This window comes from Geothrix limicola, assembly GCF_030268085.1.
In the GTDB taxonomy this organism is placed as follows: Bacteria; Acidobacteriota; Holophagae; order Holophagales; family Holophagaceae; genus Geothrix; species Geothrix limicola.
The window spans coordinates 1062918-1083165 of sequence record NZ_BSDE01000001.1; the positions used below are offsets into that span (position 1 = coordinate 1062918).

The window sequence follows — 20248 nt, forward strand, 5'->3', positions numbered from 1 at the left end:
ACGCGCCGCCCCGAGGGGACGGCTGGGTTGATTTTGAAATACCGCCTTACCTATTCTTGCGGACCGGAGCCGGTTCCGGGGCCGGAATCGGCGGGGCCATCGGATCGGGCAGCTTCGCGAGGTCGGGCACGGGGTTCGCGCCATCCAGCGGCCGTCCAAGATGCTTGGCAAGGGCGACCCCCCCATCGCCTGGGGAGGCCATGCGAAGCGCCCAGGCCTGGCGGAGCCGGGTCGGTCCTTCGGGGACCACGAGCACATCCACGGGCTGGAGGCTGGCCAGCCCCATGTTCATGGACCCGCGATGATGCGGCACGTAGAGGGCCAGGGGCACGAGGAATCCCACGGCCACCATGGGCCACAGGAAGCGGTTGGATTCCCATTCCTGCGGCGTCAGGTCCGGGTGTCCGTCCAGGACCCAGGGACGCACCACCTTGGGCGCCTCGCCGGTGATGGGTTCCAGCAGCCCGGCTTCCAGGAGGTCGGCGATGGCCTTGCAGGTATCCAGTTCCTCGTAGCGGCTGACCTGGACGATATCCTTGATGCACTGGGCATGGTCGAAATAGGAGAGGACCATCTCCTGCTCGTGGGTGAGCCCGGAACTGCCGTGCTGCATCTGGCCGCCCTTGCCGTCCAGCAGGGAGGACACATCCCGGTCGATGTCCAGATGCAGGGCCTGGGCCCTCGGCGATTTCCCGAGGGGCGTGTCCATGCCGGGGAGGCGTCGCTCGACTTCGGGCCACTCGTCCTGGATGCGGGCCGCTTCCATCAGCACCGTGTCCACCGGGATCGGCACGAAGTGATCGCGATCCAGATCCGGCGGCAGCATGGAATCGAAGCGGTAGTCCCCCTCCACCCAGCGGAAGGTGCGGTGGAGGATGGACGTGGCCTGGTTGAAGAGGGCGTCCTGCAGGTCCGAAGGATTGACCTTGCCGCTTTCCAACAGCAAGGTGCCCATGCGCTTGAGGGTCTGTCGCTGGACCTGGACCATGGCCAGAAGCTCATCGCCCGTGAGGCGCCCGAGCCGCACGAGCATGGTGCCGAGGCGGTCCTCCATGCGGACCTGATTGGAATCGCAGCCGACGATCTCGCCGTTCTCGAAAAAGACTTTGACGAACTCCTGCCCCTGGGAGAGCACCAGGGTGCCGTTCTTCCCCTGGATCTTGATCATGTTGAACAGGGAGAAGAGGTCGAAGTCCCGGAGGGATCCTTCCAGTGCCATCTCAGGCCCTCCTCAGAATCAGCTTCAGCCAGGAACGGAGGTAGAAGAGGCCCACCAGCGCGGCCCCCACCGCCAGCCAGGTGGAGGTGGGATCCGCCAGGATCTCGCCGGGATACCGCACCGACCGGCCCGTGGCGAGGATCATCCCCACGGCCAGGCAGAAAGGCAGGAATTCGATCAGGCCTTCGCGCGTGTCCCCCAGGAAGGCCAGGTCGCAGCCGGGAAGCAGCACGATGAGGGTCTTGTGAATCCAGCGGGTGTTCTGCTGGTGGTCGGCCACCTCGTCCAGCTTCTTCCGGCGGTTCTCCGCGTGGAGGCCGTCGCGCAGCACGAACAGGTGGTGACACTTCTGGCACACCTCCACATCCGGGCTGTCGGTGGTGTGGAAGGGCTCGCCGCAGCGGATGCACTGGGTGGGATAGGCCATGCGGACGCTGGCCCGCACCCGCGCGAGGAAGGCGAGCAGCCCCAGGACTGGAAGTAGAAGGGCCACGAGGAAGGCCCGGTCCGTGAAACGGATGTCAGACCCCTTGCTTCCTCCCGTGGCTTCCACCAGGGCCTGCACGCGCTCCGGCGTGTCCGGGAGGGGGATCGGATAGGTGCGGGCGTCCTTCTGAGCGTCGTTCAAGGCGATCAGGAGCGTGTAGGCTTCCGGGCCGGCCGCCTGGGCATCGTCCCGCTTGGAGGCGCCGAGCACGGTGTCGAGGCGGTTGAAGGCGAGGATGCTCTGGTTGAGGAGCACTTCCATCTTGGTTCCGGCCGCGAGCGCCGCATCAAAGGTCTTCTCCGCGCCGGCCACGTCCCCCTGCTGGAACTTGGCCACGGCCAGATTGTTGAGCACCGCGGTCTGCTCCGGGATCCGGCCCACCAGCTCCTGGAAGGTCGATTCCGCGGCTTTCCAGTCCTGGTTCTGAAGCTGGTTCCACCCCGTGAGGAAAGCCTGGTCCGAGGGCGGCAGCAGGTGCAGGGCGGCTGGCTGCACCGGCTGGACCTGGGGCTGCAGCTGAAGCAACAGCAGGCTCGGCTGGGGCTCCCGGGCCGCCCAGGGCTCGAAGGCTGCAAGGGCCGGATGCACGAGCTGAAGCAGCAGGACGAAGGCCGTCACCCGCACTTCGGCCGCGTGCAGGAAGGGGGCCAGCAGGAAGAGCCAGAGGATGGCAGCGACCATGGGATCCAGCCCCAGGATCACCGGTCCCGCGAGCATCAGGGCGCCCAGGGCCGCAGCGGCCAGGGGCGAGACGCCCTTGTGCTCCAGGGGCTCTTCCCAGAGATGGCGCAGGACATTCCGATACCGGAGTCCCATGGTGAGAGCCCAGCCCCAAAGCAGCAGGGTGGCCGTAAGCCGGATCATGCCCAGGTGCTGGACCAGCCATAGCCAGCGATACTCCGGGCGATCGATGCGCTGGCGCGTGAGCCTCAGCAGGTCGGGGAAACTCCACAACCAGCCCTTGACGCCCTGCCGCCGCATGAGGGTGATCCGCGCGCCGAGCAGCGTCGGATGATCCGGAGCCCATCGCTCCACGGCCTGGAGCCCATCGAGGCCCAGGGAGGGTCGGCCAGCCATGCCCTGCTCGCGGGCCCAGAGCGCCATGGCTTCGACCAGCGGCGCGACGTCAAGCGTGGAGTAGGTGCGGCGCAACGCCTCCACTTCCAGTTGGGCGGCGCGGACGCCTTCCGCGTCCCCCTTGGAGAGGGCCTTGAAGAGGTGCTCAGCCCGGTGGCTGAGCGCGACGGCCGGGAGCGGCGCCGTGATGGACGAAGCCGCAGGTGACGGGCCCTGGGGCGGAGCCGGGGCCGGTTCGACCGCGGACACCAGGAGGCTCGCAGCCAGCAGGCCCGCCATCCGGAGAGTCCCAAAGAACCCCATGCTCAACCTCCTCGCGCCCTTCATTTCGAGGTCCCGGGCGATTCCGCGGCGGGCTTCAGATCCATGGCACGCATTCGCAACTGGTACAGGATTTCGTCAAGCTGAGCGGTTTCCGCGTCGGTCCGCGCCCCTTCGGTCTTGTCTTTGAGCACACTGAGCAGGTCGATATAGAAGCGCGCCACCGTTGGGTTTGCCGGAGGAACTTCCTTCATCATCGGGTGAGGCACGCCCATCGACATCAGGGCCTGTTCCGTCAGGAGGTGCATCAGGGCCGTCAAGGATGCTTCCGGCACCGCTGGATTCATGGGCTACCTCAAACACTTTCAGGAGTTGTCTGCGGGGAAGCCTACCACAGCCCGAATTTTCCTGCATCCGGCCCAAAATCCAGCGGCTTCCTTCAGGTTCGGACGTGAACCTGGCTCCTTTTGACGAAAAGCACTCGGCGTCAGGGCCGCCCTGTGGAACGATGGATGGGTTTGGAGGAAGACCATGCGACGCCTCATTTTTGCTCTCACGCTCCCCGCGATCTGCCTGACCGTCCAGGCCGAGCAGACGGGCCGGATCTCGGGCAAGGTGCTCGACAAGGCCGGCAAGCCCATCCCGGGCTCCAAGGTGAACTTGAAGCGGACCGACCGGAATTGGGCCAAGGACCTGATTCCCGACAAGAACGGCAGCTTCCTCCAGGTGGGCCTCGATCCCGCCGAGATGATCATGACCGTCAGCGCCGAAGGGTACGTCACCCAGACGGAGACCCTGAAGATCCCCCTCGGGGATGTGATCATCAAGAACATCACCCTGCTGACCCCCGCCGAGGCTCCCAAGACCGGCCCTCAGGCGGCTCCTGAGGACCCGGGTGATGCCTTGAACAATGAAGGCCGTAGCGCCTTCAACCAGGCCATCCCCCTCTACAACGAAGGCAAGTTCGGTGAAGCCCTCCCTTTCCTCGAAACGGCCTACAAGACGTTGACCGAGGCCCAAGTAAAGCTGAAGGATGAAAAGGCCAAGACCGAACTGGCTCCCGAGCTTCTCAAGATCGAGCGGGTGCTGGGCATCTGCATGGCCCAGGCCGGCTACAAGAAGGAGGAGGCCGAACCCTACCTTCTGAAAGCCCTGGAGCGGAATCCCAAGGATGAGCGAGTCATCGCCGCCCTCATCGAAACGAGCAAGGCCAAGTCCGACCAGGCCGCCGAGCAGAAATACACCGCCATGCTGGAAGCGATCCAGGGGCCCAACCCCGATGTGATCTACAACAAGGGAGTGGAAGCATTCAATGCCGGCAACGCCAAGGCCGCCAAGGCCCAGTGGCTGAAGGTGCTGGAAATCGCGCCCAACTACGCGAAGGCCCACTACATGATGGCCATGGTCGAGTTCGGCGAGAACAACCTGAAGGGCACCAAGACCCACCTCGAGAAGTACCTCGAGCTCGATCCCAACGGCAAGGACGCGGCGACGGCCAAGGAAATGTTGAAGGATCCTTCCCTCAAGAGGATCAAGTAGGCCACTGCTCTGAAATGAAAAAGGGCCCCGACCGGGGCCCTTTTTCGTGCGCCGAACCTTACTTCAACTCGAGGCTGATGGGGCAGTGGTCGGAGCCCAGCACGTCCGCGTGGATGGCGGTTTCCTTCACCTGATCCAGGAGCGTGCGGCTGGTGAGAAAGAGGTCGATCCTCCAGCCCACGTTCCGCTCCCGTGCGCCGCCGCGGGCCGTCCACCAGGTGTAGAGCCCTGGCGTAGTCGGGTTCCGCTCCCGCAGCACGTCCGCCAAGCCCGCACCCAGGTAGAGCTTGAAGTCCTCGCGCTCCTCGGGGGTGAAGCCGGGGTTCTTCGTGTTGTCCTTGGGCCGGGCAAGGTCGATCTCCTCGGGAGCCACGTTCATGTCGCCCGTGAGAATCACCTGGTGGCCGGCCTTGTGGTGCTTGGCCACGATGGCGGCGAGATCCTTGGCGAACTGGCGCTTGAAGGGGAGCCGCACCAGCCCCTGGGAGGCGTTCGGGAAATAGCCCGCGATGAACACGAGCTTGTCCTTCTTCGAGACGATCATGCGCCCTTCGGCGTCGTAGCCGTCGATGCCCAGCCCCTTGGTGTGGCTGAAGCCCAGTTCCTTCTTGCTGAGGGTCGCCGAACCCGCGTAGCCCTTCTTGCTCGTGGCAGGAAACCAGCAGATGTCGTAGGCGCTTTCCAGCTGGCGTCGCACGCCGAGATCCACCTCTTCCCATTCGCAGCGGATCTCTTGGAGAGAAAGCACGTCCGGCTCGGTCTCTTCCAGCCAGTCCATGAAGCCCTTCTTCATGACTGAGCGGAAGCCGTTCACGTTCCAACTGTAAAACCGCATGGATCCTCCTTCAGGGAACCAGGGTGGCATAGATCTCGGGTTGGAATCCTATGATGACGCCTTTTGAGTGCACGAGAATGGGCCGCTTGAGCAGGTTGTTGTCCTGCAGCATCAAGGCGATGGCCTCGGCCTTGGAGAGCTTCCGATCCTTGAGACCCAGCTCCTTGTACTTCGGACTCTTGGTGCCGAGCATGGGTGCAGGATCTTCAGGCAGCAGTCGCGCCAGCTCAGCGGCCTCCAGCGGCTTCTTGAAGTAGTCGCGAACCTCCACTTCGATGCCCAACTCGGCCAGCTTCGCCTTGGCGTTGCGGCAGGTGGTGCAGCTTGATTTCATCCAGAGCACCGGCTTCTGGCTGCGGGTCGCGTTCACAATTCCTCCACGAGGCGGTCCAGCAGCCGGTCGGAATGCCAGCGCAGGAGGCCGAAGCTGCAGAAGGCCATCCAGCCCCGATGCCGGGCCTTCAGGCGGAGGTGGACGCCGCGCTCATGATTCGCGAGGTAGAGTTCCCCGTGTTCCTGCGATCCCAGGCGCCGGCGCGTCCAGGTCAGCACCAGTTGGTCTTCCGCTTCCGCCAACATCCAAGGCCCAAAGGGACGCAGGCACTTCAAGGAGCGGGGCTCCCGCAGGCGGGCCGCCACGACGTCGAAAGGGGCGTCCGAAAGGATCTCGGCTTCGAAACCAAGCACGGGAACGGCCAAGCCAACCTCAAAGTGAAACCGGTGATGAACCGTGATGACCAGCGAGCTTACCAATCACCGTTCATCACCGGTCGGAAATTACTTCACGAGGAAGCCGGGCTGGGCGTCGCTGGGCGGGGCCACCAGGTAGGGCTTGCTGGCGTTGTCGCTAGCGGCCAACAGCATGCCGTGGCTTTCGATGCCCATGAGCTTGCGGGGCGCCAGGTTCGCCACCACCACCACCAGCTTCTGCAGCAGGTCGGCGGGCTCGTAGGCCTTGCCGATGCCGCCGACGATGGTGCGCTGCTCCAGACCGATGTCCACCTTCATCTTGATGAGCTTGTCGCTCTTAGGCACGCGCTCGGCCTCGAGGATCTTGCCCACGCGCAGGTCCACCTTGAAGAAGGTGTCCGCATCCACGACCTCGCGGATCTCGGGTACATCCAGGCTGAGCTTGGTTTCGGCCGGGGTTTCCGGGGGCAAGAGGTCGCTCAATTCCTTCTCCTTGTCGATGCGCTGGAACAGGGGCTTGGGGTCGCCGATGGGGCCGATGGCGGGGCCATCCAGCGCGAAGCCGTGGAAGGTCGTTTCGGCCACCTTCGTGGTGTGGCCGAGGCTTTCCCACAGGGTCTGGGCCAGCTCGGGCATCACCGGCGCCACCAGCAGGGCCGTGGCGCGCAGGGCACGGTAGAGGTTCGCCAGCACGGCGTCGAGCTTGGGATCGTTGACGGGATCCTTGGCCAGCTTCCAGGGCTCGGCTTTCACGATGTAGCCGTCCAGCGCGCGCAGGTAGGTCCACAGCACGTCGAGCGCCGCGTGGAAATCATTGGCCCGGGCCTTCTCCAGGTACTCGGGGAACACCGCCAGCAGGCCCTTCGCCATCTCCTGATCGAGGTCGTCCATCGCCGCGGGCATGGGCACCACGCCGCCGCGGTAGCGCTGGATCATGCTGAGGGTGCGAGAGGCCAGGTTGCCCAGGCCGTTGGCCAGGTCGGCGTTGAGTCGGTCCATGAATCCCTCGAAGCTGAAACCGCGGTCGTGGCCGACCTGCATGTCGCGCATGAAGTAGAAGCGCAGGGCGTCGTTGCCGAAGCGCAGCAGCGTATCCGGGCGCACGACGTTGCCCTTGCTCTTGGACATCTTGTCGTCACCCATGAGCCACCAGCCGTGGGCCAGGATGGTGGTGGGCTGGAAGAGGCCCGCGGCCATGAGGAAGGCGGGCCAATAGACGGCATGGAAGCGGAGGATGTCCTTGCCCACCAGCTGGAGGTCGGGCGGCCAGCTGCTGGCTGGGCAGCCCGTGAGGTAGTTCAGGAGCGCGTCGAACCAGACGTAGATGACGTGCTTCTCGTCGCCGGGCACGGGGATGCCCCAGCTGATGCTCGTGCGGCTGATGGAGAGATCCTGCAGCCCGCCTTCCACGAAGCGCTTCACCTCGTTGAAGCGGAAATCCGGCTGCACGAACTCGGGATGCTCTTCGTAGTACTTGAGCAGACGGTCCTGGTAGGCGCTGAGGCGGAAGAAGTAGGTTTCCTCCTCCAGCTCCACCAGCTGGTGCGCGAGGCCCTGGGCCTGCAGCTCCTTGGCCTGGGTCTCGGTGACGTAGGCTTCGTCGCTGACCGAATACAGTCCCTTGTAGGTGGCCTTGTAGATGTCGCCCTTATCCAGCAGGCGCTTGAAGAGGCGCTGCACCTGGTCGCGATGATCCTGGTCCGTCGTGCGGATAAAGCGGAAGTGGGTCATGCCCATCTGCTTCCAGAGCTCGGTGTAGTTGGCCACCACCTCGTCCGCAAGCTGCTTGGGCGTGATGCCCCGGGCCGCGGCGGCCTTTTCCACCTTCTGGCCGTGCTCGTCCGTGCCCGTGAGGAAGAACACCTGCTCGCCGCGCATGCGGTGGAAGCGGGCGATCACGTCCGCCAGCACCGTCGTGTAGGTGTGGCCGATGTGGGGCCTGTCGTTGACGTAGTAGATGGGGGTGGTGACGTAGAAGGGCTTGGACACGGGGACTCCGGATCCTCCAGTCTACAGGCTGGACCTCAAGCCTTCACAGCCCGTTTCCAGCAGGTGGCCAGATGGTCGTCCACCAGGCCCATGGACTGCATGTAGGCGTACATGATGGTGGGCCCCACGAACTTGAAGCCGCGCTTCTTGAGGGCCTTGCTCAGGGCCTCGGCCTCCGGCGTCACGGCCGGCACATCCGCCAGGGCCCGGGGGTGGTTCACCTTCGGCGACCCGCCCACGAAGGACCAGACGAAACGGTCGAAGCTGCCGAACTCCCCCTGCACCGCCAGGAAGGCCCGGGCGTTCTCGCGGGCCGAGAAGACCTTCAGCCGGTTCCGCACGATGCCCGGGTTCTGCAGGACAGCCTCCAGATCGGCATCCGTCATCGCGGCGACCTTCGCCGGATCGAAGCCCAAATAGGCTTCCCGGTAAGCCTCGCGCTTGCGGAGGATGGTGATCCAGCTGAGCCCGGCCTGGGCGCCCTCCAGAATCAGCTTCTCGAAGAGGCGGCGGTCGTCGTGCTGGGGGACGCCCCACTCCTCGTCGTGATAGGCGACGTAGAGGGGATCCTCCCCGCACCAGCCGCAACGTTCCTTCATCGATCCCTCCCAAGGCCTTTCATAACGCAGAATCGGGCGGCTTCGCCGCCCGATTCTGCGAGCGAAAAGGCGAAAGCCTAGGCTTCGACCACCGTCGCCTTGATGATCCGGTCATTGGCCTTGATGGCCTGCACGACCTTGATATCGGCATCCGCCACGCACTGACCGAAGACCGTGTGCACGCCGTCGAGATGCGCGACGTTGCGGCGGTCGCCGTTCACCACGAAGAACTGGCTGCCGCCCGTGTCCTTGCCGGCGTGGGCCATGGAGAGGGCACCCAGCTTGTGCTGGTGGGGGTTGCCGGCGGTCTCGCACTTGATCTTCCAGCCGGGGCCGCCGGTGCCGGGCATGCCCGAGGCGCCGGGCTTGGTGTTGGGGCAGCCGCCCTGGATGACGAAGTCGGGGATGACGCGGTGGAAGGCCAGGCCGTCGTAGAAGCCGGCCTCGATGAGCTTCACGAAGTTCGCCACGGTGCCCGGAGCCTCCTTCGGGAAGAGTTCCAGGTTGATGTCGCCCTTGTCGGTCTGGAAGCGCACGTGCGTCATGGTTCACCTCATTGAGTCGAGCCTTCAGAATAGGATCCGCCACCTCCGGAGTCAGCATGAACTTCCTGCGTCCCCTGATCTGCCTCGTCGCCAGCCTCAGCCTCCAGGCCCAAACCCTCGAACTCCAGGCCAAAGGCGGCGGGGAGTTGAAGATCGGGGCCACGAGCTACCGGTTCGCCCTGACCGATCTCAGCACCGCCCCGGCGAAGGGAGGCCTTTCCGGAGCCCTGAAGCTGACGGGTAACCTGGTGCCAAAGGATGGTTCCGCCGGTACCTTCCACATGACGCTCATCGTCCTGAAATCGGGAGGCCTCTACACGCTCCGCATCGAAAGGCGGAACGGGAAGGCCTACCCCGACTCCTGGGCCGCCACCCTCAAGACGAAAACACGCGCCTTGAAGCTGGAGGACCGCCCCGGCGGCCGTGTCGAGATCCAGTGCGAGGGCCCGCTCACGGGCGTGATCGCACAGCGCCCCACGCAGGCCGACTGGTCGGGGACCCTCTGGGCCGTGTTCCCCGGAGAGACCGAGGTCGCGACAAATTGATTCGTTTTTTTCTGAGAAGGGTCTAGGCTTGGCGCTAATTCCCACAGGCCAGGCCATCGGACTGGATGCACCTGGCACCTAATCACCCAACCATCATGGAGGTCGAAATGTCCACCAAACAGGTCAAGGTGCATGCCGGGGGATGCGCGCCGGGCAGTCTGGAACTCTTCAAGAACAAGGACGAGGTCATCTTCGTGCAGGGTGAGCCAGACGCCCCCCTCACCGTCCACGTGGACAACCGCGAGCTCTTCGGAACCTCGACCTGCACCGTGGGCAGCAACGCCTCCGACGCGCCGGTCTACAAAGCCCAGGCCCCGGGGAACTACACCATCGCCCTCACGCCCTCGGCCATGAAGGCAGGCGGCAACGGCACCATCCAGGTCATCTGCTTCGCCCCCTCCACCGCCCTGGGCGCAGGCAGTTCGGGATCCATCAAAGTCACGGGCTGAACCGGGCCATTCAGAGCGGGGTTTTCGCCAATTTCTGGGCGCGCTCATCCTGAGCCTTCCATTCCGCCAGCAGGTGTCCGTTCAGGCCGAACGCCTCCGCAAAAACACGGTGCGCCTCGGCGGCCATCGCGCTTCGTGCTCCCGTGGGGAGCCCTTCGGCCTCCTCCAGTTGCAGGGCCCCCTGCACCGCCATCGCCTCGCCCCACCGGGGCCGAAGGGTCCCGAGGTGGGCCAGCAGCGCCTGGGCGCGAGCCCGGCTGGAGCGTTCACTGGGACGCTCGTCCTGTGCCGAGGCGCGCTCCCCCCGCGTCGAGAGGCGTTCCGCCCCCGCCGCCGAAAGGCGTTCCCCCGGCGCCGAGAGGCGTTCCCATCGGGCCTCGGCCAGGTAGCAGCGGGCCAGCAGCAGTTCGAGATCCGTGGCTTCGGGCGCCACCTTGAGTGCCTGCTCCAGGGGCTGGGCCGCTGAGCGGAAATCACGGGGCTGGGCCCGCAGGTGGGCGGCCTTCCACTGGGCCGCCGCCACGCGCAATTCACCGAGGTACTGGAGCGCGTCCCGGTCCTGGGCATCCACTGCGAGCGCCTTGGCCAGCAGCGCCTCGCCGCGCTGAAGGTGCGAGGCCGGTTCGGCGCCGTCCCGCAGGCAAAGCTCCAGCCGGACGGCGCAGGCCCGTCCCAGGTTTGCCTGGACGGTCTTGTTCCCCGGAGCGATCGCCAGCGCCTTCTGCAGGGCGGCCTCGGCTTCCCGAAGGCTTTGAAGGGCCTTGGCTCCGGTTTCCCAACGGGCCTTCCAGATCAGCAGATCCCCCAGGTTGAGGTGGCCGTGCACCTGGTTGGGGGCCACCGCCACGGCCTGCCGGTAGGCCGCCTGCGCCTGGACCAGGAAGGGAGAGGGTTCCCGCCCGGCGTCCCAGGCGGATTGGGCCAACAGGAGCTGGGCCAGCCCGACGACGTTATGCAGATGGGGCACGGCCCGGTTGATCTCCAGACCCTGGCGGCTGGCGTCCAGGGATTGCCGCAGCTCCGGCCCCGGATCCTCGCCCCGCTGGCGCTTGCGCAGGGCCAACTCGTACCAGACCCGGGCCTTCACGTAATAGGGGACGAAGTGCTTGGGATTGAGGGACTGGGCCTGGCCCAGTACTTCGAGAGCCGTCTTCAGGTCCTCCTCGGGATGGGCCCCCCCGGGAAGCGCGGCCCGCTGCTGGAGGCAGGTGCCCAGGTTGATCCAGGCGGGCAGCAGGTGCGGTTCCATCCGCGTGGCCTGCTCGTAGGCGGCGATGGCGCCGTTCAGATGCGCGGCGGGGTCTCGCCCGTTCTGCCCCTCGAAATCGGACCAGGTCTGGTGGATGAGGCCGATGTGGTTTTCCACGGCGTAGTCGCGCTTTTCGGTGGAAAGAGATTCGAAGGCTTTGAGCCCCTTGGCCAACTGGTCGGTGGGATCGCGGTTCTGGTCCTGGCGCGCGTTTCCCCACTGGTAGTAGGCCATCCCCAGGGCGACCCAGGCGTCGGCGCGAGTAGATTCAGCCTCCAGCGCCTTCCAGGCCGTCATCACCGCCTGCTGGCCAAGATCTTCGGCATCCTCGCTGCGGTTCGATTTGAAATCGGAATAGTGCCGGAGCAGGCCGGATTCCAGGATGAGCGAAGGCACGTGGTCCGGCTGGGCCCTCAGCGCCAGTTTGGCCGCCGTCATGCCCCTTTCGAAGGCCGGTTCCACGTGGCCCTGGCCGTACTTCTCCATGATCAGGGCATTGAGTTCCAGCTCCGCCATGGCCGCGTAGATCGCAGGCGCGCTGCGCCCGCTGGTGGCCGCCGCGGCGAGGATCTCGCGACCCGCGTCGAAATCCGCCAGGGCCGCCTCTCGTTCTCCCTGGTTCCAGCGCTTCCAGGCCCGGGCCTGGAACAACGATCCGCGGAGGAGCGGCGCCTCGTAGAACCAGGGCAGTTCCTCCCCCAGCGCGCGAAGGCGCTCCAGGGCCTCGTCCAGGCGCCCCTCACAGAAGGCCATCAGGGCCTCCAGGTACTCCGGTGAAGGCACATCGGCGCCCTTCGCCTGATGCAGGAAGGTCAGGGCCGGCGCGCGCAGGGTCGCGTCGATGCTCTGCATCCGCGCGCTGCGCTGGTCGGCCGAAGGAATGCGCTCGGCCTCCAGCAGTTTTTCGCGGTACTGCTGGCCCAGCACCACCGCCAGGGCATAGGCCACGCGAGGCGCGCGGTAGCCGGCATCCCAGGCCATCTGCAGGTGTTCGCGGGCCTTCTCGTCATCCTCGAGTGTCCAGTAGCCGCGCCCCAGCGCGTAGTGTCCAGGCCCGTTGGCGATGGGCCCGGCCTGCCGCATGTCCTCCTGCAGCCGGGCCATGTGATCCCGCACGGCCTTCAGATCGGGACGGATGTCATGCAGGGGCGCCAGGGCCGAGTAGCGCGCCATGGACTCGATGCGGGCCATGGACTCCGTGAACTCCTGGGCCAGCCTTTCGCGGCGACCGGCGTCCCGCCTCGTTTTCAGGGCCATGCCCAGAGACACGGACACCACCAGCAGGGCAGCGGCGCCAGCACCCGCGAGCTGCTTGTGCTTCTGCAGCTTGCGCTGGAGCCGGTACCAAAGCCCCGTGGGACGCGCAAGCACGGGCTCACCGGCGAGGAACCGGTCCAGGTCGTCGGCCAGGACCTTGGCGGAGTCGTAGCGCCGGGAGCGATCCTTCTCCAGGCACTTGAGGGTGATGGCCTCCAGATCCTTGGGAATGTCCATCCTGAAGGTCCGCATGGATGGGACCTCGTCCGACGTGACGGCGCTGAGGATCTCCAGCGCGTTGGAGCCGGAGACCGGCGAGTGGCCCGTGCTCACCTGGTAGAGGGTGGCCCCCAGGCTGTAGACGTCGGTGCGGCGGTCCAGGCGGGACACCTCGCCCCGCGCCTGCTCCGGGGACATGAAGGCCGGCGTGCCCAGCACGGATCCGGTCTCGGTGACGTCCTGGTTCCATTCGTGGGCCAGTCCGAAATCCATGACGAAGGTGCGCAGGGCTCCGTCCTCCGCCCGCTCCACCATGATGTTCGAGGGCTTCAGATCCCGGTGGATGATGCCCACCCGATGGGCCTCGTGGACGCCTCTCGCTGCGTCGCGCACCACGATCACCTTCTGCTCCAGCGACAACTCCGCGGCGAGCGCATCCAGCGAGCGGCCGGGGATGTGCTGCATGGTGATGAAGACCCGGCCCCCCACCTCGCCCACTTCGAAGACCTTGCACACATGCTCGTGATCCACGCGGGCCTGGGCCCTGGCCTCCAGCAGGAAACGCTGGAGATGGCGCTCGCCCTCGATGCGCACGAACTTGATGGCCACCTCGCGCCCCAGGCGCCGATCCCGGGCGAGGAACACCAGCCCCATGCCACCCTGTCCGAGAAACCCCAGGGGCTCGTAACGGTCCCAGTCCTTGATGGGGAAGTCCGGGTGGCTTGCGTGCGCGCTGAAGGCGAAGGCCGAACCATCCCCGGCCAGGGTGTCCGCCTGGGACAACTCTGAAGCCGATGGGAAGTCCCGCCCGTCCTCCATGGCCTTAGCCCCTAGTCCCGGAACCCTCGCCCCTCGGGGCGAGCCTCGCGATCGCACCTGAAAGGCAGCCTGCCTGTCGACACATGGTTCCCCGGGGATCGAGGTCATCATAGGCCAACCGGAGATAGGCAAGGTGGTGTACCTTGCTCTTCCCAACCTCTACCCCATTCCCGTCCCCGTCCTTGTGGCCGAGGTCCCGTGACGAACCTGGTGCTGCACGTCCCCGGCAGGCCGCCCTTCCAGTTGGAAGGCGAGGGAAGGTCGTGGACGCTGGGGCGGTCCTCGCAGAACGACGTGGCCATCCCCGACGTCAGCCTCAGCCGTCATCACGCGCGCATCAGCTGGAAGGACGGCGTGGCCTACCTCGAGGACCTGGGCTCCCTGAACGGCACCTCGCTGAACGGAGAGCGGATCACCACCGCCCATCCCCTGCAGGATGGGGACGAGATCCTGCTCGGCCAGGTGCTCCTGCGGCTGGGTTCCCCCTCTCGCGGCCCCCGGGTGCATATCGGCGCCGAGAGCGACCAGTCTTCCTCCGCCGGCTCCCTCGTCCTGCCCCTGGAGCGCATCAGGGCCCTTCCCGAGCGGCGAAGCGAAGCACCCCAGACCCTGCGCCTCCGGGAAGTGATCCAGGAGATCCAGTCCCTCACCCTGGAACTGCTCCAGGACACGCCTCCCGAAGAACTGCTCTCCAACCTTCTGGACCGGCTGTGGACCCTGCTCAAACCCTGGCGGGCCGCCGTGCTGATCCTCGACAGCCAATCGGGCCTGCACACCGTCGCCTCGCGGGGGCCCGAAGGCAACCAGCCGATCCTCCTGGCACGGAGCCTCGTGGACGCGGCGCTGGAGCGGAAGGAATCCGTCCTCTTCAACGACCTGGGCGATAGCCAGGATGGCCAGGGCCTGGCCTCCCCATCCCTCGTGCTCAGCGGGATCACTTCGGCCCTGGTCACGCCCCTCGAGCACCAGGGTGTCGTGAAGGGCCTGCTTTATCTCGATTCCCGGGCACCGCGCCTCCCCTTCGACGAGGAGGATCTGCGCCTCGCCAACACCTTCGCCCACCTCGCCACCGCCAAACTGGAACAGGCCCGCATGCGGGAAGAAGCCATGGCCCGCAAGAAGCTGGACCAGGAGCTGGATCTGGCCCGTCACATCCAGCAGGGCCTCCTGCCCGGATTCCCGCCTGAGATCGCAGGCTACGAGATCCAGGGCAACAACCTGCCCAGCCGCCAGGTCTCGGGCGACCTCTTCGGGTGGTGGCCCCGCAGCGACGGGCGCTGGCTCTTCTGTCTGGCGGACGTGAGCGGGAAGGGCCTGGGCCCGGGCCTGCTGATGGCCTCCATGCAGGCCACGCTGGAGGCCTGGACCGAGCGCGATTTGTCCACCGCCGACATGGCCTTCCAGCTCTCCCGGATGCTCGCGCGACACACGGACGGGCGGCGCTTCGTCACGGCCTTCCTGGCTCTGCTGGATCCCCGAACCGGCGCACTCACCTACACCAATGCCGGCCACAACCCGGCCCTCCTCCTGCGTCCGGGCCGTCCAGTAGAGACCCTCGATGCCCAGGGCCTTCCCATCGCCATGCTGCCCGGCCACCCCTATGCGGAAGCCACCCTCCAATTGGCGCCCAGGGATCTGCTCGTGGTCTACACCGATGGCATCACCGAAGCCACCGATCCCGGCAATGAGGAATTCGGCGCCGAGGCCCTCCAATCCCTGCTCGTGGCCAAGCAGCACGAACCGCTCCTGGCCTTGGATGCAGCCATCCTCGGCGAGCTGGATCGCTTCACCCAGGGGGCCCCCTACCAGGACGACCGCACCCTCCTGATGCTGAGGCGGATCTGAACGGAATCTGAAACTTCCCGGTGAGGTTGGACTCCCCCTATCCTTGGCATTGGCGGGGAGGTTCATTCGAGATGAAGGTCCTATTGGTCGAGGATGATCCGCGAGCCGCGGCAAGCCTGGAGCGGAGCCTCCGGGAGCAGGGCTTTTCCGTAGAGGTGGCCTTGGATGGTTTGAAGGGTCTGGAACTGGGGAAATCCGCCAGCTTCGACTGCTTGATCCTGGATGTGATGCTGCCGGGGATGGATGGATTCTCCCTGCTCTGGGAACTGCGCACGGCGGGCATCGAGACACCGGTGATGTTCCTCACAGCCCGAGATACGCTTCCCGACAAGGTGCGCGGGCTGGAGCTGGGTGGCGGCGATTACCTGGTCAAGCCCTTCGCCTTTTCCGAGCTGTTGCTGCGGATCAACAACCTGCTGTCGCGGGGATCGACCACGGGGGCCAAGACCTGGGTCATCGGCGACCTCACGGTGAATCCCTTCCAACGCAAGGTCTATCGGGGCGCAGATCGCCTCGACCTCAGCTCCCAGGAATACGCGCTGCTCGAACTCCTGGTCCGGAACGCAGGCCACATCGTGACCCGCACCCGCATCGCCGAGGAACTGTGGGACCTCTCCTACCAGGGGGATCCCAACCTGGTGGATGCGGCCGTGCGAAGGCTGAGGAAGAAGGTGGACGATCCCTATCCGCAGAAAATCATCCAGACCCGCCGAGGCGTGGGCTACCTGGTCGAGCCTGCCCATGCTTGAGACCCTTCGCCGCTCGATGATTCTCCATTTGGCCGTGGTGTTTGCCTTGGGCATGTCCGCTGTGGTGGGGGGCGCGGGGCTCTACCTGCATACCTCCATGACACATGCGGTCTACGCCCAGGTGAATCGGGACCTGCTTGAATCCGCGCGCCTGACCTTGCACCGGCTCGAAGAAGACAAGATGGAACCCGATAAGGAGTTGCTCGACCTTGGGGACAACGTGTTTCTGCGCCTCACGACGCCCGCGGGCAAGGTGGTTCTTGAAAGTCCCGAATGGGCCCATCTCCTGCCCAGGAAAGCCCCCGTCCCCATGGAGAACTGGTCCTGGTGGGAAAGCCCGCTGAAGGAACCCGTGCGCCTCAAAATCGTCACGTTCCGCTATCAAGGCGGATGGATCCAGCTCGCCAGGGACATGCATCCGGAAGAGCGAGTCCTGAAGGTTTTTCGAAAATCGTTGTGGGCCCTGCTGGCCATCATCCCCTTCGTGTCAGCGGCGCTTGGATTCACGCTCATCAGCCTGGGGCTCTCCCCCCTAGAACGGCTCCGTTCGAAGACGGGAGGCATCGGGCCGGAAACCCTGAAATCCAGGATCGATCCCTCCCCCTTCCCCAGAGAGCTCGATCCCCTCGTGGAGACCGTGAACCGGGCCCTTGACAGGCTGGAGTCAGGATTCACGCGGCTGTCCGAATTGAACAGCGACCTTGCCCACGAGATGCGCACGCCCGTGCATGCCATGCGCCTGGAGTGCGAAAGCCTCCTCTCCAGCCGGGATCTGCCCGAACCGCTGATGGATCAGCTCGCCGCCATGATGGACACCCTGGGCCACATGGGGGCCGTTATCGAACAGATGCTGGTCCTGGCTCGCTTCGAGGATCCATCGAACAGCATCACCCCGATGCTGCTTCAGGCCGAGACCTTGATTCGGGCCGCGGTGGCACCCTATGAATCTCTAGCGGAAGAAAGGGGCGTCGCCATCGAATGGACCTCCACACCAGGCCTGACCCTCATGGGCGATGCCACCCTCCTCAAACGCGCGCTGCACAACCTTCTGGCAAACGCCATCCGTCATGCCCCTGGAGGTTCGGTGGTCCGTCTATCGGCTCTGCAAGAGGGTGATGCCGCCATCCTCGCCGTGTCTGACCATGGGGAGGGCATCCCCGCCAACGTGCTGAACCAGCTGGGCCGCCGCTTTGTGAGGCAGGATGCCTCCCGCAACCGCCAGGGCGGTGGCGCGGGCCTAGGGCTCGCCATCGTTCAGGGCATCGCCCGACTCCATGGTGCGCACTTTCATATCGAGAGCGAAGAGGGCACGGGCACTGTGGCACAAATCACATTCCCTGTTACCTGATCGAACGATCAGGTTGGCGTCAGCCTGCGGTCAGGGGAGCCCATTAGGTTGGGTCCATGGGGTCAATCTGACTCTATTTCATGCGCCCCCGCGCAGGAGGTTTCCAGTGAAGTTGCTTCGTTTCCTAGCCCCGCTGTTCCTAAGCTCGGTCCAGCTGTTGGCTGTTCCCGCCTGGAGCCGCACAACCGGCGCCAGCTGCAACGCCTGCCACGCCACTCCCACCTGGCAGCTCACCTCCATGGGCATGGAGTTCCTCAAGAACGGCCACCGGATGGAGGCCCTGAAGGTAGACCCCAAGGATCAGAAGCTCGACAACTACGTCAGCTTGGTCTGGAAGGGCCGCGCCTACGGCGACTCCCTCGACACCAAGCGAACGGGCCTGGCCAACACCCAGAAGCCCGCCACCAACTTCGAGCAGCACAGCTTCTCCCTTTACACCGGTGGCGCCCTGTCCGAACGCTTCTCCTACTTCACCGAGCTCTACCTCAACGAGAACACGGGCAATACCTCCGGCGCCAACATCGTGCAGAGCGACGCCGGCCGCAAGAAGCTCGCGGAAGCCTTCATCCAGTACAACCAGCCCATCAGCCAGGACGTATTCCTCGCCGTGCGCGCGGGTGAAATCCTCCCCGGCATCCTGCATGTCTTCGGCGTGGGAGCCCGCAGCGCCGAACAGCGCGCCACCGTGCTGAACGATCAGCTGGCCGGCAGCACGAACACCTTCCGCCCCTTCAGCCGCCAGCAGGGCATGGACGCCACCCTGGTGGGCAAGCACTTCGAAGCCGCCTTCGGTGTGGTGGATGGGTCCAGCACATCCATCACCAATTCCATCGACGCCGACAACCACAAGGATTGGTACGGTTCCTTCCTCTACAGCCTCGACAGCCACCACTCTGCCGTGGGCCTCTACCATTACGATGGCCAGTTCTCCAACTACGCCACTCAGAACGATTTCAGCACCGCCCTCTCCTATGACAACAAGTTCAAGAAGGACGGAATCCTGGCCCGCTTCATCCGCGATAATTTCCGCATCGTGGGTGCCTACTTCATGGGCGAAGAAACCATGAACCTCGGTGGCACCAAGACCAAGAACAAGGGCTACTACGGCCTCGTGGATTACAACTTCACCGACAGCTTCGGCATGTATGTCCGCATGGACAACCTCGATCCCAACAAGGACCTGGCCAACAACGAAACCACCCAGGCCATGCTCGGCCTGAACGGCATGCTCTACCAGAGCGAAAAGAGCGGCGCCCGCTGGAACTTTGAATACACCGAAAAGCAGTCCTACCTCGGCGGCACCATCGCTGCCGCTGGCACCACCAAGTTCAAGGACAAGCGTTACTTCTTCCAGGTCACCTGGGGCTTCTAGCTTCCACTGGAAGGTTGGGGGGAACGGCGCGGCAATCGCTGTCGCGCCGTTTTTGCAAACCGCCGACGGGGCAGTCCATGGCCCCCGCCTGATTCAACGGATGAAAGGCGTCATTCCTTTCTTTTGCTCCACATCCCGTGAGCGTAGACCCCCTGTGAGAACGGCCGACTTCCGCAAAGGATGAATCATGAATGAACATGAAATCGCCAAGGGCCTGGAGGTATGGATTCTCCAGAACCTGCTGAACGCTTCGATCCTGATGGGGATCATGGTTTCCGGGTTATTGCTCGCCCAAGGCTACTACCGCGAACTCAACCGGCACCTGAACCTTCGCGTGTCCCGGGAACTCTGGAACCTGTTCACGGTGATCCTGGCCGATGTGTTGCTGGTTGGAATGTTCCTCGTGGGCTACGTCGTCCTCAACCCGGACATCATGGCCGACATCAAGATGGCCGTCCCCTTCTACCCCGTCGCCAGCCTGCTCTTCGCGGCGGCCTTGATTCTGCGCCTGTTCAAGGGCGGCCATGAGGCGGGTACATCCAGCTTCAACTGGGCGCTGCGACTCAGCCTCGCCGCCAATGCCATAAACATGGTGGGATTCACCTTCGTGGCCGAGGCCGCCAGCGACGAGTATCTGGCCCGCCACGCCAGCCCCTTCTGGACCTACCTCAAGACCCACTTGCGTTCCAACGCGGATCCCATCGGCCTCGAGGTCGCCCAAGCCACCTTCTTCATTTGCTTCCCCATCCTCCTCCTGCTTTGCGCCTGGGCGGTCAAGTCGGCCATGGTGAAGATGAAACAGCCACGCGCCAAGGAGTGATCCATGACCTGGGTATGGACCCTCCAAGAGGGTGATTGCACCGGCTGTGGCATCTGCGCGGATCTTTGCCCCCACGAGGCCATCCACATGCCGCCCGAGGAAGCCTACCCCTCGGGGATCGTGGACCTCTGCACCGGATGCATGATCTGCGTGAAGGAGTGCCCCTTTGATGCGATCACCGTCTGGCAGAGGGCCTCAGGAGCGGAAACGAGGGTTCTAGCCGCTACGGCCAGGTAACGTCCGGCAAGTTCCTTGGGTCGCAGGCAGAACGAGCTCCAAGCCCGCCCTGCCTCACCACAGAGACAAACGGATCGTTTCGTCCGATCATGAACCGT

19 protein-coding genes are annotated in these 20248 nt (G+C 65.0%); 9 read left to right on the forward strand and 10 right to left on the reverse strand.

Annotation, left to right across the window (positions count from 1 at the left end):
* Positions 1-46 precede the first annotated feature (46 nt).
* The 3 genes from QSJ34_RS04525 to QSJ34_RS04535 are packed head-to-tail and all read right to left on the reverse strand — an operon-like array spanning position 47 to position 3391.
* A complete protein-coding gene (locus QSJ34_RS04525) occupies positions 47-1219 on the reverse strand; it encodes a DUF4388 domain-containing protein (protein ID WP_285570902.1) in 1173 nt (390 codons plus the stop codon).
* 1 nt (position 1220) lies between these two features.
* The gene (locus QSJ34_RS04530; RefSeq protein ID WP_285570904.1) at positions 1221-3086 is read right to left on the reverse strand and encodes a tetratricopeptide repeat protein; all 1866 of its coding nucleotides are present in this window, start codon (positions 3084-3086) and stop codon (positions 1221-1223) included.
* Between the two features lie 20 nt (positions 3087-3106).
* Complete coding sequence (locus QSJ34_RS04535; protein WP_285570907.1) at positions 3107-3391, reverse strand: DUF1844 domain-containing protein; 285 nt, start codon at positions 3389-3391, stop codon at positions 3107-3109.
* A gap of 184 nt (positions 3392-3575) precedes the next feature.
* Between QSJ34_RS04535 and QSJ34_RS04540 the strand changes: the two genes are divergently transcribed.
* On the forward strand, positions 3576-4583 hold the full coding sequence (locus tag QSJ34_RS04540) for a carboxypeptidase regulatory-like domain-containing protein (protein WP_285570910.1): 1008 nt from the start codon (positions 3576-3578) through the stop codon (positions 4581-4583).
* A gap of 58 nt (positions 4584-4641) precedes the next feature.
* Here QSJ34_RS04540 and QSJ34_RS04545 read toward each other — a convergent pair whose 3' ends face one another.
* The 6 genes from QSJ34_RS04545 to QSJ34_RS04570 all read right to left on the reverse strand — a co-directional run bounded on the left by QSJ34_RS04545 (position 4642) and on the right by QSJ34_RS04570 (position 9241).
* Positions 4642-5418: an exodeoxyribonuclease III gene (locus QSJ34_RS04545; protein ID WP_285570913.1), complete on the reverse strand. Its 777-nt coding sequence runs from the start codon at positions 5416-5418 to the stop codon at positions 4642-4644.
* A 10-nt stretch (positions 5419-5428) separates the two neighbouring features.
* Entirely contained in the window at positions 5429-5788 is a 360-nt protein-coding gene (locus QSJ34_RS04550; RefSeq protein WP_285570915.1) for an arsenate reductase family protein, read from the reverse strand.
* Positions 5785-6117 (reverse strand): hypothetical protein, encoded by a 333-nt coding sequence (locus QSJ34_RS04555; protein ID WP_285570918.1) that lies wholly within the window; start codon positions 6115-6117, stop codon positions 5785-5787. The genes QSJ34_RS04550 and QSJ34_RS04555 overlap by 4 nt, the downstream gene beginning before the upstream one ends.
* A gap of 78 nt (positions 6118-6195) precedes the next feature.
* Positions 6196-8097 (reverse strand): methionine--tRNA ligase, encoded by a 1902-nt coding sequence (gene metG / locus QSJ34_RS04560; protein ID WP_285570921.1) that lies wholly within the window; start codon positions 8095-8097, stop codon positions 6196-6198.
* Positions 8098-8132: 35 nt separating this feature from the next.
* Positions 8133-8696, reverse strand: coding sequence for a DNA-3-methyladenine glycosylase I (locus QSJ34_RS04565; protein WP_285570924.1), 564 nt, complete (start codon positions 8694-8696; stop codon positions 8133-8135).
* Between the two features lie 77 nt (positions 8697-8773).
* The gene (locus tag QSJ34_RS04570) at positions 8774-9241 is read right to left on the reverse strand and encodes a peptidylprolyl isomerase (protein ID WP_285570926.1); all 468 of its coding nucleotides are present in this window, start codon (positions 9239-9241) and stop codon (positions 8774-8776) included.
* Between the two features lie 56 nt (positions 9242-9297).
* Here QSJ34_RS04570 and QSJ34_RS04575 point away from each other — a divergent pair, with 56 nt between their 5' ends.
* Both QSJ34_RS04575 and QSJ34_RS04580 read left to right on the forward strand, forming a co-directional pair.
* Positions 9298-9786, forward strand: coding sequence for a hypothetical protein (locus QSJ34_RS04575; RefSeq protein ID WP_285570929.1), 489 nt, complete (start codon positions 9298-9300; stop codon positions 9784-9786).
* Positions 9787-9893: 107 nt separating this feature from the next.
* A complete protein-coding gene (locus QSJ34_RS04580; protein WP_285570931.1) occupies positions 9894-10235 on the forward strand; it encodes a hypothetical protein in 342 nt (113 codons plus the stop codon).
* Positions 10236-10245: 10 nt separating this feature from the next.
* On the opposite strand, the gene QSJ34_RS04585 is transcribed toward QSJ34_RS04580, so the two are convergent.
* Positions 10246-13743 carry a protein kinase domain-containing protein gene (locus QSJ34_RS04585; protein WP_285570932.1) on the reverse strand — a complete coding sequence of 1166 codons (3498 nt, stop codon included), beginning with the start codon at positions 13741-13743 and terminating at the stop codon, positions 10246-10248.
* A gap of 234 nt (positions 13744-13977) precedes the next feature.
* Here QSJ34_RS04585 and QSJ34_RS04590 point away from each other — a divergent pair, with 234 nt between their 5' ends.
* From QSJ34_RS04590 to QSJ34_RS04615, 6 genes are all read left to right on the forward strand, one after another.
* Complete coding sequence (locus QSJ34_RS04590; protein ID WP_285570935.1) at positions 13978-15624, forward strand: SpoIIE family protein phosphatase; 1647 nt, start codon at positions 13978-13980, stop codon at positions 15622-15624.
* 71 nt (positions 15625-15695) lie between these two features.
* A complete protein-coding gene (locus QSJ34_RS04595) occupies positions 15696-16373 on the forward strand; it encodes a response regulator (protein ID WP_285570939.1) in 678 nt (225 codons plus the stop codon).
* A 52-nt stretch (positions 16374-16425) separates the two neighbouring features.
* Entirely contained in the window at positions 16426-17721 is a 1296-nt protein-coding gene (locus QSJ34_RS04600) for an ATP-binding protein (RefSeq protein ID WP_285570942.1), read from the forward strand.
* 106 nt (positions 17722-17827) lie between these two features.
* Positions 17828-19093, forward strand: a complete 1266-nt coding sequence (locus QSJ34_RS04605) for a hypothetical protein (protein WP_285570945.1) — start codon at positions 17828-17830, stop codon at positions 19091-19093.
* Between the two features lie 187 nt (positions 19094-19280).
* Positions 19281-19913 carry a hypothetical protein gene (locus QSJ34_RS04610; RefSeq protein ID WP_285570947.1) on the forward strand — a complete coding sequence of 211 codons (633 nt, stop codon included), beginning with the start codon at positions 19281-19283 and terminating at the stop codon, positions 19911-19913.
* Positions 19914-19916: 3 nt separating this feature from the next.
* On the forward strand, positions 19917-20150 hold the full coding sequence (locus QSJ34_RS04615) for an ATP-binding protein (RefSeq protein WP_285570951.1): 234 nt from the start codon (positions 19917-19919) through the stop codon (positions 20148-20150).
* Positions 20151-20248 lie beyond the last annotated feature (98 nt).

What these genes read in the sequence shown, in the direction of transcription:
- QSJ34_RS04525 (WP_285570902.1), bottom strand. Translation starts at nt 1,219, where the DNA reads ATGGCACTGGAAGGATCCCTCCGGGACTTCGACCTCTTCTCCCTGTTC.
- QSJ34_RS04530 (WP_285570904.1), bottom strand. Translation starts at nt 3,086, where the DNA reads ATGGGGTTCTTTGGGACTCTCCGGATGGCGGGCCTGCTGGCTGCGAGC.
- QSJ34_RS04535 (WP_285570907.1), bottom strand. Translation starts at nt 3,391, where the DNA reads ATGAATCCAGCGGTGCCGGAAGCATCCTTGACGGCCCTGATGCACCTC.
- QSJ34_RS04540 (WP_285570910.1), top strand. Translation starts at nt 3,576, where the DNA reads ATGCGACGCCTCATTTTTGCTCTCACGCTCCCCGCGATCTGCCTGACC.
- QSJ34_RS04545 (WP_285570913.1), bottom strand. Translation starts at nt 5,418, where the DNA reads ATGCGGTTTTACAGTTGGAACGTGAACGGCTTCCGCTCAGTCATGAAG.
- QSJ34_RS04565 (WP_285570924.1), bottom strand. Translation starts at nt 8,696, where the DNA reads ATGAAGGAACGTTGCGGCTGGTGCGGGGAGGATCCCCTCTACGTCGCC.
- QSJ34_RS04570 (WP_285570926.1), bottom strand. Translation starts at nt 9,241, where the DNA reads ATGACGCACGTGCGCTTCCAGACCGACAAGGGCGACATCAACCTGGAA.
- QSJ34_RS04575 (WP_285570929.1), top strand. Translation starts at nt 9,298, where the DNA reads ATGAACTTCCTGCGTCCCCTGATCTGCCTCGTCGCCAGCCTCAGCCTC.
- QSJ34_RS04580 (WP_285570931.1), top strand. Translation starts at nt 9,894, where the DNA reads ATGTCCACCAAACAGGTCAAGGTGCATGCCGGGGGATGCGCGCCGGGC.
- QSJ34_RS04595 (WP_285570939.1), top strand. Translation starts at nt 15,696, where the DNA reads ATGAAGGTCCTATTGGTCGAGGATGATCCGCGAGCCGCGGCAAGCCTG.
- QSJ34_RS04600 (WP_285570942.1), top strand. Translation starts at nt 16,426, where the DNA reads ATGTCCGCTGTGGTGGGGGGCGCGGGGCTCTACCTGCATACCTCCATG.
- QSJ34_RS04610 (WP_285570947.1), top strand. Translation starts at nt 19,281, where the DNA reads ATGAATGAACATGAAATCGCCAAGGGCCTGGAGGTATGGATTCTCCAG.
- QSJ34_RS04615 (WP_285570951.1), top strand. Translation starts at nt 19,917, where the DNA reads ATGACCTGGGTATGGACCCTCCAAGAGGGTGATTGCACCGGCTGTGGC.